The sequence below is a fragment of the Pseudomonas sp. WS 5146 genome, assembly GCF_012985495.1.
Taxonomy (GTDB): domain Bacteria; phylum Pseudomonadota; class Gammaproteobacteria; order Pseudomonadales; family Pseudomonadaceae; genus Aquipseudomonas; species Aquipseudomonas edaphica.
Genome location: NZ_JAAQWL010000001.1, coordinates 163,954 through 176,040 on the forward strand (window position 1 = coordinate 163,954; position 12,087 = coordinate 176,040).

At 59.4% G+C, this 12,087-nt stretch carries 13 protein-coding genes; 10 read left to right on the top strand and 3 right to left on the bottom strand.

The features are described 5' to 3' along the window. Positions 1–49 precede the first annotated feature (49 nt). On the bottom strand, positions 50–403 hold the full coding sequence (gene uraH, locus HBO41_RS00685) for a hydroxyisourate hydrolase (RefSeq protein WP_169984794.1): 354 nt from the start codon (positions 401–403) through the stop codon (positions 50–52). A gap of 390 nt (positions 404–793) precedes the next feature. Between uraH and puuE the strand changes: the two genes are divergently transcribed. The 8 genes from puuE (at position 794) to HBO41_RS00725 (ending at position 8,010) form a co-directional block, all read left to right on the top strand. Beyond that, positions 794–1,720: an allantoinase PuuE gene (puuE, locus tag HBO41_RS00690; RefSeq protein ID WP_099548911.1), complete on the top strand. Its 927-nt coding sequence runs from the start codon at positions 794–796 to the stop codon at positions 1,718–1,720. Next, positions 1,717–2,232: a 2-oxo-4-hydroxy-4-carboxy-5-ureidoimidazoline decarboxylase gene (gene uraD / locus HBO41_RS00695; RefSeq protein ID WP_017137847.1), complete on the top strand. Its 516-nt coding sequence runs from the start codon at positions 1,717–1,719 to the stop codon at positions 2,230–2,232. The genes puuE and uraD overlap by 4 nt, the downstream gene beginning before the upstream one ends. Before the next feature lie 41 nt (positions 2,233–2,273). Continuing rightward, entirely contained in the window at positions 2,274–3,269 is a 996-nt protein-coding gene (gene alc, locus HBO41_RS00700) for an allantoicase (RefSeq protein ID WP_017137848.1), read from the top strand. Positions 3,270–3,396: 127 nt separating this feature from the next. After that, the gene (locus HBO41_RS00705; protein WP_056861103.1) at positions 3,397–3,900 is read left to right on the top strand and encodes an ureidoglycolate lyase; all 504 of its coding nucleotides are present in this window, start codon (positions 3,397–3,399) and stop codon (positions 3,898–3,900) included. Between the two features lie 51 nt (positions 3,901–3,951). Further along, complete coding sequence (locus tag HBO41_RS00710; protein ID WP_017137850.1) at positions 3,952–5,250, top strand: urate hydroxylase PuuD; 1,299 nt, start codon at positions 3,952–3,954, stop codon at positions 5,248–5,250. Between the two features lie 181 nt (positions 5,251–5,431). Further along, on the top strand, positions 5,432–6,778 hold the full coding sequence (locus tag HBO41_RS00715) for a nucleobase:cation symporter-2 family protein (protein WP_099548910.1): 1,347 nt from the start codon (positions 5,432–5,434) through the stop codon (positions 6,776–6,778). Positions 6,779–6,831: 53 nt separating this feature from the next. Beyond that, positions 6,832–7,209, top strand: coding sequence for a hypothetical protein (locus HBO41_RS00720; RefSeq protein ID WP_157786505.1), 378 nt, complete (start codon positions 6,832–6,834; stop codon positions 7,207–7,209). A gap of 15 nt (positions 7,210–7,224) precedes the next feature. Further along, positions 7,225–8,010 carry an outer membrane protein OmpK gene (locus HBO41_RS00725; RefSeq protein ID WP_017137852.1) on the top strand — a complete coding sequence of 262 codons (786 nt, stop codon included), beginning with the start codon at positions 7,225–7,227 and terminating at the stop codon, positions 8,008–8,010. 109 nt (positions 8,011–8,119) lie between these two features. Here the strand turns inward: HBO41_RS00725 and HBO41_RS00730 are convergent, their stop codons facing one another. Together HBO41_RS00730 and HBO41_RS00735 are read right to left on the bottom strand one after the other, a co-directional pair. Then, positions 8,120–9,250, bottom strand: a complete 1,131-nt coding sequence (locus HBO41_RS00730) for a patatin-like phospholipase family protein (protein ID WP_017137853.1) — start codon at positions 9,248–9,250, stop codon at positions 8,120–8,122. 30 nt (positions 9,251–9,280) lie between these two features. Further along, positions 9,281–10,216 (bottom strand): lipid A biosynthesis lauroyl acyltransferase, encoded by a 936-nt coding sequence (locus HBO41_RS00735; protein WP_017137854.1) that lies wholly within the window; start codon positions 10,214–10,216, stop codon positions 9,281–9,283. A gap of 118 nt (positions 10,217–10,334) precedes the next feature. On the opposite strand from HBO41_RS00735, the gene minC reads away from it, so the two are divergent. Next, positions 10,335–11,072 carry a septum site-determining protein MinC gene (minC, locus tag HBO41_RS00740; protein ID WP_017137855.1) on the top strand — a complete coding sequence of 246 codons (738 nt, stop codon included), beginning with the start codon at positions 10,335–10,337 and terminating at the stop codon, positions 11,070–11,072. Between the two features lie 200 nt (positions 11,073–11,272). Further along, on the top strand, positions 11,273–12,085 hold the full coding sequence (minD, locus tag HBO41_RS00745) for a septum site-determining protein MinD (protein WP_003209098.1): 813 nt from the start codon (positions 11,273–11,275) through the stop codon (positions 12,083–12,085). Positions 12,086–12,087: the final 2 nt, after the last annotated feature.

A 12,087-nucleotide genomic window follows, 5' to 3' on the forward strand; every position in this document is an offset into this window, starting at 1 on the left:
GGGCAAAAAACCAACGAAGAGCTTTGGGGGTGTGAAGCGAGGTGACGACTCAGCTACCGCGATAGGTGGAGTAGCTGTAAGGCGAAATCAGTAAAGGCACATGGTAGTGATCCTGTTCGGCGCTGATGCCAAAACGCAGCACGACGACGTCGAGAAACGCCGGTTCCGGCAATTGCACACCACGAGCGCGGTAGTAGTCGCCGGCGCTGAATTGCAGTTGGTAAACACCACTGCGGTAGTCGTCACCTTGCAGCAGCGGCGCATCGCAACGGCCGTCGCTGTTGGTGGTGGCAGTGGCAACCCGTTCCAGCTGCGCGCCGTCGACGCGGTACAGCTCGACCTTGATATCGCTACCGGGGCAGCCGTGTGCGGCGTCCAAAACGTGTGTGGTCAAACGTCCCATGGCGTCTTCGCGCCTCCTGAAGTCAGTAAAAGAGAAACCTGCACTTTTTCAGGGCATCGAAAAAGCCGGCGATGGCTGATTAAGACACTTTTTAAAAAAATTGTACACAATAAAAATCACAAAGCTTTGGATCTTCCCGTCGGTATTGCTCGATGAGTCAATTCGTGAGTAAACCTTGCTTTTAAACGACCTTTTGTCCATTAACTGACCAGTCAGGCAAGTTTCTTGCTACAGCATCTGAACCCGGCGATGCAGAAAAAATGCAGAAATGTAGGCTTACAAAGTGACAGATAAGTTGTATACAATCACTCATCGCTGTGACGCCACCCAGTCTTTTCACTGCCCGGCCGCCACACACACTTGCTATCACGAACAAGAAGGAAGACTGCAGTGAGCGCTGACTACCCACGCGACCTGATCGGTTACGGCAGTAACCCTCCTCACCCCCACTGGCCGGGCAAGGCACGCATTGCGCTGTCGTTCGTACTCAACTACGAAGAAGGCGGTGAGCGCAACATTTTGCACGGTGATAAAGAGTCCGAAGCCTTCCTCTCGGAAATGGTCTCGGCCCAGCCGCTGCAAGGCGCCCGCAACATGAGCATGGAGTCGCTGTACGAGTACGGCAGCCGTGCGGGTGTGTGGCGCATCCTCAAGCTGTTTAAAGAATTCGATATCCCGCTGACCATCTTCGCCGTCGCCATGGCCGCCCAGCGCCACCCGGATGTGATCCGCGCAATGGTCGACGCCGGCCACGAGATCTGCAGCCACGGCTACCGCTGGATCGACTACCAGTACATGGACGAGGCCCAGGAGCGCGAGCACATGCTCGAAGCCATCCGCATCCTCACCGAACTGACCGGCGAGCGCCCATTGGGTTGGTACACCGGCCGCACTGGCCCCAATACGCGTCGGCTGGTGATGGAGGAAGGCGGTTTCCTGTACGACTGCGACACCTATGACGACGACCTGCCCTACTGGGAGCCGAACAACCCGACCGGCAAGCCGCATTTGGTGATCCCTTATACCCTGGACACCAACGACATGCGCTTCACCCAGGTGCAGGGTTTCAACAAGGGCGATGACTTTTTCGAGTACCTCAAGGACGCGTTCGACGTGTTGTATGCCGAAGGGGCCGAGGCGCCGAAGATGCTTTCCATCGGCCTGCACTGCCGCCTGATCGGCCGCCCTGCACGCCTGGCTTCGTTGAAACGGTTTATCGAATACGCCAAAGGCCATGAACAGGTGTGGTTCACCCGTCGCGTTGACATCGCCCGTCACTGGCACGAAACCCACCCGCACACGGGAGCGGCGAAATGACTGCGTTCCAGACCCTGAAGCCATCGACCCTGAGCCGCGATGAATTTGTCGCCGCTTTCGCCGATATCTACGAACACTCGCCATGGGTGGCCGAAAAGGCCTTCGACCTGGGCCAGGACAGCTCGGTCGACCAGATCGAAACCCTGCACCAGCGCATGAGCGATATCCTGTTAAGCGCCGATCATGCCAGCCAATTGGCCCTGATCAACGCTCACCCGGACCTGGCCGGCAAAGCTGCCGTCCAGGGCCAACTGACCCAAGCCAGCACCGATGAGCAAGCTGGCGCGGGGATTCACCAATGCACGGCCGAAGAGTTCTCGCGCTTCACCGAGCTGAACGATGCCTACAAGGCCAAGTTCAAGTTTCCCTTCATCATGGCGGTAAAAGGCAGCAACCGGCATCAGATCCTCGCTGCGTTCGAAACGCGCATTCACAATTCGGCAGACGCCGAGTTCAAATGCGCGCTGGCCGAGATCAACAAGATCGCGTTGTTCCGTTTACTGACCCTCTAACAGACCATCCCCAGCCACTCTATCTAAGGCAGACAAGAAGAATGAAAGCTTACGCCGTACCTTTCGAAAAGTTCGTCAACCTGGCCGATGCCCGCCTGGGCACCAAGATCATCTCGGTGACCGATGACTGGTTCGCTGACGCCAACCGCCTGTTCCAGCCGACCCCGGCCGTGTGGAAGGAGGGCGTTTTCGATGACAACGGCAAGTGGATGGACGGCTGGGAGTCACGCCGCAAGCGCTTCGAAGGCTACGACAGCGCGGTGATCCGCCTCGGCGTACCCGGCTCGATCAAGGGCGTGGACATCGACACTTCATTCTTCACCGGCAACTTCCCGCCATCGGCCTCCCTGGAAGCCTGCTTCCTGGCCTCGGGCGAGCCGGACGCCAACACCCAGTGGGTGGAAGTGCTGTCGGCCGTGGAGCTGCAAGGCAACAGCCACCACTACCACGAGATCAACAACGACCAGGCGTTCAGCCACCTGCGTTTCAACATCTACCCGGACGGCGGTGTGGCCCGTCTGCGTGTGTACGGCGTGCCGTTCCGCGACTGGTCCTCGGTGGGCGACAACGAACAGGTCGACCTGGCAGCGGCCCTCAACGGCGGTCGCGCCCTGGCGTGCTCCGACGAACACTTCGGCCGCATGAGCAACATCCTCAACCCGGGCCGTGGCATCAACATGGGCGACGGCTGGGAAACCGCCCGTCGTCGTACGCCAGGCAATGACTGGGTGATCGTCGCCCTGGGCCACCCCGGCGAGATCGAGAAAATCGTGGTCGACACCCTGCACTTCAAAGGCAACTACCCGGACACCTGCTCGATCCAGGGCGCGTTCGTGAAGGGCGGCACCGACAGCCAGATCGAAACCCAATCGCTGTTCTGGCGCGAGCTGCTGCCGGCGCAGAAACTGGAAATGCACGCTGAACACACGTTTGCCGAGCAGATCAAGGCACTGGGGCCGATTACCCACATCCGCCTGAACGTGTTCCCGGATGGTGGTGTGAGCCGCCTGCGGGTCCTCGGTAAAGTCGCTAAATAAGCGGTGAGCCCATCGCAGGCAAGCCAGCTCCCACATTTGAATGTATTCACAGATCAAAATGTGGGAGCCGGGCTTGCCCGCGATAGCAATAGAACAAACAACACAGAATCCGGATAAGAAGACAGCCATGCGCACACTAGTGATCGAACCCCTGACCAAAGAAGCCTTCGCCCCTTTCGGAGACGTTATCGAAACCGATGGCAGCGATCACTTCATGATCAATAACGGGTCGACCATGCGCTTTCACAAGCTGGCCACGGTAGAAACCGCCCAGCCTGAAGACAACGCAATCATCAGCATCTTCCGCGCCGATGCGCAGGACATGCCGCTGACCGTGTGTATGCTGGAAAGACACCCGCTGGGCAGCCAGGCCTTCATCCCGCTGCTCGGCAACCCCTTTCTGATCGTGGTCGCGCCACTTGGCGATGAACCTGTATCGGGCTTGGTCCGCGCCTTCGTCACCAACGGCAGGCAGGGCATTAATTACCATCGCGGCGTCTGGCACCACCCGGTGCTGACGATCGAAAAGCGGGATGACTTCCTGGTGGTTGATCGCAGTGGCACAGGCAATAACTGCGATGAGCATTTTTTCAAAGAGGATGAGCGGTTGATCCTCGCCCCCCACCAATAAGAGAAGGTCTGATCACCCGACAACAAGGGTGACAGGCGAGAGGTAAAGACTGTGGAAGCACATTTGATGGAATGGCTGAACCTTAGCGTGCGCTGGGTTCACATGATCACTGGCGTCGCGTGGATCGGCGCTTCCTTCTATTTTGTCTGGCTGGAAAACAACCTTAATCGCGTCAATCCCAAAGACGGCCTGGCCGGTGACTTATGGGCGATTCACGGTGGCGGTATCTACCACCTGGAAAAATACAAACTGGCCCCGCCGACCATGCCGGACAACCTGCATTGGTTCAAATGGGAAGCCTATTTCACCTGGATGTCGGGCATCGCGCTGCTGTGCGTAGTGTTCTACGCCAACCCGACCTTGTACCTGCTGGCCCCGGGCAGCAGCCTCAGTGGCCCCGAAGGCGTACTGCTGGGCATTGGCTCACTGTTCGTCGGCTGGTTCATCTATTCCTTTCTGTGCGATTCGGCGCTGGGCAAACGCCCTGCCCTGCTCGGCTTTATCCTGTTTGTACTGTTGATTGCGGCCGCTTACGGCTTCAGCAAGGTCTTCAGCGGTCGCGGTGCTTACCTGCACGTAGGTGCGGTGATCGGCACCATCATGGTCGGTAACGTATTCCGCATCATCATGCCCGCCCAGCGCGCGCTGGTAGCGGCCATCGCCGAGAACCGCACACCTGACCCGGCGCTGCCGGCCAAGGGTCTGCTGCGTTCGCGTCACAACAACTACTTCACCTTGCCGGTGCTGTTCATCATGATCAGCAACCACTTCCCGAGCACCTACGGCAGCCAATACAACTGGCTGATCCTGGCGGGTATCGCGGTGGCAGCGGTGTTGGTGCGTCACTACTTCAACACACGGCATAACAGCCAGAAGTATGCGTGGACGTTGCCGGTGGGCGCATTGGCGATGATTTGCCTGGCGTATGTGACCGGTCCTAAACCTGTTTCGACTGCGCCTGACGTGGCCAAGGCACCCGCGGCCATCGAGTACCAGCCATTGCCGGAAACCGCATTGGGCGGTGGCTTGAAACCTGCTGCGCCAGCCGCACCCGCTGCAGAACCTGCTGCGGCACCGGCCCAGGCGACGATTGATTTCGACAAGGTGCATGGCGTGATCCAGGAACGCTGCGCCGTGTGCCATTCGGCCAAGCCCACCAGCCCGCTGTTCAGCACCGCACCGGCAGGCGTGATGTTCGATACCCCGGCGCAGATTCAGCAGCAGGCGGCGCGTATTCAAGCGCAGGCCGTGGCCAGCCAGATCATGCCGCTGGGCAACATCACCCAGATGACCCAGCAGGAACGGGATTTGATTGGCACCTGGATCAACCAGGGGGCGCGCACTAACTGACAGCCTGAGTAACACAAATCCAAAATGTGGGAGCTGGCTTGCCTGCGATAGCGGTGCATCAGCCACCAGATGAGTTGCTGAGCCACCGCCATCGCAGGCAAGCCAGCTCCCACAGGGATTTGTGGTGATTTACAGAGTGCGTTCCAAACAACACAAAAATAAAAAAGATCCGAGGTGTTGCATGACCGAGTTAGTCGAACCGCAGATTCCCGCCGCACCCGCCATGGTGCGGCTGCCCCTCTTGCAACTGATTCTGGTAGGCCTGCAACACGTCTTGCTGATGTACGGCGGCGCCGTCGCCGTCCCCCTGATCATTGGCCAGGCCGCAGGCTTGAGCCGTGAAGAAATCGCCTTTCTGATCAACGCCGATCTGCTCGTGGCTGGCATTGCCACCATGGTGCAGTCATTCGGCATCGGCCCGGTGGGCATTCGCATGCCGGTGATGATGGGCGCCAGTTTCGCCGCCGTCGGCAGCATGGTGGCCATGGCCGGCATGCCTGGCATCGGCCTGCAGGGCATCTTCGGCGCGACCATCGCTGCCGGTTTTTTCGGCATGCTGATCGCGCCGTTCATGTCCAAGGTCGTGCGGTTTTTCCCGCCCTTGGTGACCGGCACCGTGATCACTGCCATCGGCCTGTCGCTGTTCCCCGTGGCCGTGAACTGGGCCGGTGGCGGCAGTGCCGCCGCCACCTTCGGCTCGCCGGTTTACCTGGCGATTGCCGCGCTGGTACTGGCCACCATCTTACTGATCAACCGTTTCATGCGCGGCTTCTGGGTAAATATCTCGGTGCTGATCGGCATGGCGCTCGGCTATGGCTTGTGCGGCCTGCTCGGCATGGTCGACCTCGGCGGCCTGTCCCAGGCACCGTGGGTGCAAGTGGTGACGCCACTGCATTTCGGCATGCCCAAGTTCGAGTTGGCACCGATCCTGTCGATGTGCCTGGTGGTGGTGATCATCTTCGTCGAGTCCACCGGGATGTTTCTTGCGCTGGGCAAAATCACCGGCCAGGAGGTCACGCCAAGGATGCTGCGCCGTGGCCTGTTGTGTGACGCTGGCGCCTCATTTTTCGCCGGTTTCTTCAATACGTTTACTCACTCCTCATTCGCCCAGAATATCGGCCTGGTGCAGATGACCGGCGTGCGTTGCCGCTCGGTGACGATCATGGCCGGGGCGTTCCTGATTGTGCTGAGCCTGCTGCCCAAAGCCGCCTTTTTGGTGGCATCGATTCCACCGGCAGTATTGGGCGGCGCCGCCATTGCCATGTTCGGCATGGTCGCGGCGACGGGCATCAAGATCCTGCAGGAGGCCGACATTGCCGACCGCCGCAACCAGTTGCTGGTGGCAGTCAGCATCGGCATGGGCCTGATCCCGGTGGTGCGCCCGGAATTCTTCGCGCAATTGCCCCTGTGGATGAGTCCGATTACCCACAGTGGAATCGCCATGGCCACCCTCAGCGCCTTGTCGCTGAACATCCTGTTCAACATCCTCGGCGGTTCGGAACGCCCCGCGGTCGCCCACACGCATTGATTTGGCCTGTTAGCAAACAACAACAAAAATAATAACCAACAGGAAATACCCACATGCACCCTATTCACCTGGGGCCGGCCACAAGCCGCGCCCCATTCTCGCCCCCTGCGCTCTCTAACAGCGCACTTGAGCCAAGGCCTGGGAGCCAGTATTCTCCGCGCCCGCTCGAATCGACTCAAAAAAAAACAGCGAATGTAAAAGCTGACTGCAGGGCCAACTTATCCTGGCCCAATGTCTGCGGCCAACGTGCAGAAAAAAACCTCCGGATTCGACTGCATCAAGTGCAGCCGAAGGCCTTTTATTGGCTTTTTAAACACCTTGGCGCAGCTCTTGCTAAAAGCATTAAAGCTGACCAAACAGACGATTTTTGCAGCGAACCAAAAGGCGCCACACCAGAGCGCCTGCGTAGAAAAACAACCATAAAACTTTGACTCGGGAGCAACCGAATGAAACCTATGTTCAAAGGCCTGATGCTGGCAGGATCCCTGCTGGCCGGCGGCCAAGCCGTGGCAGGCGATTTGTTGCAGTGGCAGAACAACAGCCTGACGTACCTGTGGGGCAAGAACTTCACCGTTAACCCGCAGATCCAGCAAACCGTCACCTTCGAGCACGCCGATGCGTGGAAGTACGGCGACAACTTCCTGTTCGTCGACCGCATCTTTTACAACGGCAAGGAAGACGGCAACGTCGGCCCAAGCACCTACTACGGCGAGTTCAGCCCACGGTTGTCGTTCGGCAAGATCTTCGACAAAGACCTCTCGTTCGGCCCGATCAAAGATGTGCTGCTGGCCTTCACTTACGAGTTCGGCGAAGGCGATAACGAGTCGTACCTGCTGGGCCCGGGCTTTGACCTGAACATCCCTGGCTTCGACTACTTCCAGTTGAACTTCTACCAGCGCCAGACCGAAGGCAACCGCCCGGGCGATGGCGTGTGGCAGATCACGCCGGTGTGGTCGTACACCATTCCCGTGGGCAACTCCAACGTGCTGATCGACGGCTTCATGGACTGGGTGGTGGACAACGACAGGAACGCCCGTGGCACTTACCACGCCAACCTGCACTTCAACCCACAGGTCAAGTACGACTTGGGCAAGGCGCTGCATTGGGGCGAGAAGCAGCTGTATGTCGGCTTCGAATATGACTACTGGAAGAACAAGTACGGGATCGAAGATTCCGGCGCGTTCAAGACTAACCAGGACACGGCGAGCTTCCTGGTCAAGTATCACTTCTGATTGAGCAACACCAATCCCCTGTGGGAGCTGGCTTGCCTGCGATAGCGATCTGTCAGCCAACATAGTTGGCACAGGAATACCGCTATCGCAGGCAAGCCAGCTCCCACATTTAGTTCACTGTCAGCCCAAGGAATTTGGACAATTCCTCGCGCTTGGCAAGTGCGTCCTTGCGCCCCAGCTCAATCAACTCGCTGCAATACCCCGCCTCGAACAACAAGTAACTCAACACCCCCGCCCCACTGGTCTTGGTCGCCCCCGGACCGCGCAAGAACAGACGCAACGCCGCCGGCAATTCCTGCCGATGCCGCGCCGCGATTTCATCGATCGGCTGGCTGGGCGCAATCACCAGCACCTCTACCGGCGCCAGCCCCGGCGCAACATGGCTGAATTGGTTCAGACGCTCCAACAGCTCAATATCGCTTTCCAGGCTGTCAATAAACGTGCTGTTAAGCATATGCCCACCAATCTGCGCCAAGGTCGGCTCCTGGCCAGTGTAAGTACGTTGCACCGAAGGTTCATTGCCACGCGGGTTGCCGCTCACGCCCACCACCAGCACCCGGCTGGCACCCAGGTGCAAGGCCGGGCTGATGGGCGCGGATTGGCGCACGGCACCGTCACCAAAATATTCCTGGTCGAGTTTGACCGGCGCAAACAGCAAGGGGATCGCGGAGCTGGCCAGCAAGTGCTCAACCGTCAGTTGGGTCGGCACACCGATGCGCCGATGGCGCAGCCAGGCATCGATCTTACCGCCGCCCTGATAGAAGGTCACCGCTTGCCCGGACTCATAACCAAAGGCCGTGACCGCGACTGCATGCAGATGCTTGTTGCGGATCGCCTCATCAATGCCGTGCAGGTGCAGTTTGTCGTTGAGCAAGTCGCGCAACGGCGCACTGTTGAGCAACGCCACCGGCACCTGGGCACCCAGGCCCAACAGGCTATGGATAAAGAAACGGCTGGCCTGGTGCACCACGCCCGGCCAATCGCTGCGCAGCACCAGATGGCTGCGAAAGCCCTGCCAGAAGGCGGTAAGGCGTTGGATGGCCGCAGTGAAATCCGTGGCGCCACTGGCCAGGCTCACCGCATTGATCGCGCCGGCGGAGGTGCCGACAATCACCGGAAAAGGATTCGGCGCCCCCGGCGGCAGCAACTCGGCAATCGCCGCCAGTACGCCCACCTGATACGCCGCTCGCGCCCCGCCACCGGAAAGAATCAAGCCTGTGACCGGTTCAGCTGGGCGCATTGCGTCACTCCATAGCGGAAAAAGTGCGGGTTACCGGCGGCGCGGTTCGTACAGCTTAGCCTCGCCGGGCGGGCGGCTCTTGAAGCGCCGGTGCGTCCACAGGTACTGCTCGGGGCATTCGCGCACCGAGGCTTCGACCCACTGGTTGATGCGCAGGCAGTCAACCTCGTCGCTCTCACCGGGGAAGTCGGTCAGCGGCGGGTGGATCACCAGGCGATAACCGCTGCCATCGGCCAGGCGCTCCTGGGTGAAGGGCATCACCAGCGCCTTGCCCAGCCGCGCAAACTTGCTGGTGGCGGTCACGGTAGCGGCCTGGATGCCGAACAGCGGAACAAAAATGCTTTGCTTGGCGCCGTAGTCTTGATCCGGCGCATACCAGATGGCGCGGCCCGAACGCAGCAGCTTGAGCATGCCGCGCACGTCGTCGCGCTCTACCGCCAGGGAATCGAGGTTGTGCCGCTCACGGCCACGGCGCTGGATGAAGTCGAACAGCGGGTTGCCGTGCTCGCGGTACATGCCATCAATGGTGTGCTTCTGCCCGAGCAGGGCCGCGCCAATTTCCAGGGTGGTGAAGTGCAACGCCATCAGGATCACACCCTTGCCATCCAGATGCGCCTGCTTCAAATGCTCAAGCCCTTCGACATGGGCCAGGCGTGCCAGGCGCGATTTGGGCCACCACCAGCTCATGGCCATCTCGAAGAAGGCGATGCCGGTGGACGCGAAGTTTTCCTTGAGCAGCCGTTTACGCTCCTTGGCGGATTTTTCCGGGAAGCACAGCTCGAGGTTGCGCGCGGCGATGCGGCGGCGATCAGCAGCCACACGGTACATGCCGGCACCAAGTAATCGACCAATGGTCAGCAATGCACGGTAGGGCAACTGGGTAATCAGCCACAGCAGGCCGAGTCCCAGCCATAACAGCCAAAAGCGCGGGTGAAAAAATACAGCTCGAAAACGCGGGCGATCCATTACAGATTCCGGTAAAGACAAGGGCCGCGCATTCTACAACGTTCGACTCGGCTTGCGGCCCGTGGTTGTTATCGTTATAAGTCTCGACACTTTTCGTGACAAGCCGCTTTTGCCGACCATGAGCCAAACCGAACCGCTAGACCAAGATCCCGTGTTCCAGCTGAAAGGCAGCATGCTCGCCATCACCGTGCTGGAACTGGCCCGCAACGACCTCGACGCCCTGGACCGCCAGCTCGCCGCCAAGGTCGCCCTGGCGCCGAACTTCTTCAACAATGCCCCGCTGGTACTGGCCCTGGACAAACTCCCGGCCGGCCAAGGCGCGATTGATTTGCCCGGCTTGATGCGCGTCTGCCGCTCCCACGGCTTGCGCACCCTGGCCATACGCGCCAGCCGTATCGAAGACATTGCCGCGGCCATCGCAATTGAACTGCCCGTATTGCCACCCTCCGGTGCCCGCGAGCGCCCGCTCGAACCGCTGGAAGGTGAAGTGAAGAAAAAACCGGAAAAACCGCCGGAACCTGCGGTCAAGCCTACAAAGATCATCACCTCCCCCGTACGCGGCGGGCAGCAGATTTACGCCCAGGGTGGCGATCTGGTGGTGATCTCCTCGGTTAGCCCCGGGGCGGAACTTCTGGCCGATGGCAACATCCATGTATACGGCCCTATGCGCGGACGTGCCCTCGCCGGCATCAAGGGCGATACCAAGGCGCGGATTTTTTGCCAGCAGTTGAGCGCTGAGCTAGTGTCCATCGCAGGCCAGTACAAGGTTTCAGAAGATTTGCGCCGTGATCCGCTGTGGGGGGCCGGGGTGCAGGTCAGCCTGTCGGGCGATGTGTTGAACATCATCCGTCTTTAACGGATACTGCCGCATTTTCCAAGCATCTCTAGACTCTGATAGCAAAGCGAAACCGGCAAGACTTGTGTAGGAATAATTGGAAGTTGGCGTTTCCCTGCGGAAATCACATCTTTTTCCTACAAAGGCTGTCCGCCTGCAGCGAGTTCCAAGAGATGTTTTTCAGGGGCTGAAAAGTCCTTTTTCCTTAGGGGTGAAACACCTTGGCCAAGATTCTCGTGGTTACATCCGGCAAGGGTGGTGTGGGTAAGACCACCACCAGCGCCGCTATCGGTACCGGCCTCGCTCTGCGCGGCCACAAAACAGTCATCGTCGACTTCGACGTCGGTTTGCGTAACCTCGACCTGATCATGGGCTGCGAACGCCGCGTGGTGTACGACTTCGTCAACGTGGTGAACGGCGAAGCCAACCTGCAACAGGCCCTGATCAAGGACAAGCGCCTTGAGAACCTGTACGTGCTGGCCGCCAGCCAGACCCGTGACAAAGACGCGCTGACCAAAGAAGGCGTAGGCAAAGTCCTGGCCGAGCTTAAAGAAACCTTCGAATACGTGGTGTGCGACTCGCCGGCCGGTATCGAAACCGGTGCTCACCTGGCGATGTACTTCGCCGATGAAGCCATCGTCGTCACCAACCCGGAAGTCTCCTCGGTACGTGACTCGGACCGCATGCTCGGCCTGTTGGCCAGCAAGTCCCAGCGTGCCGAAAAAGGTGAAGACCCGATCAAGGAGCACTTGCTGCTCACCCGTTACAACCCTGAGCGCGTCAGCAACGGCGAAATGCTCGGCGTTGAAGACGTGAAGGAAATCCTCGCAGTGACCCTGCTGGGCGTGATCCCCGAATCCCAGGCGGTCCTCAAGGCTTCCAACCAAGGTGTTCCGGTGATTCTTGATGACCAGAGCGACGCCGGCCAGGCGTACAGCGATGCAGTTGATCGCTTGCTGGGCAAGACCGTGGAACATCGCTTCCTCGATGTTAAGAAGAAGGGATTCTTCGAGCGTATCTTTGGAGGCAACTAAAT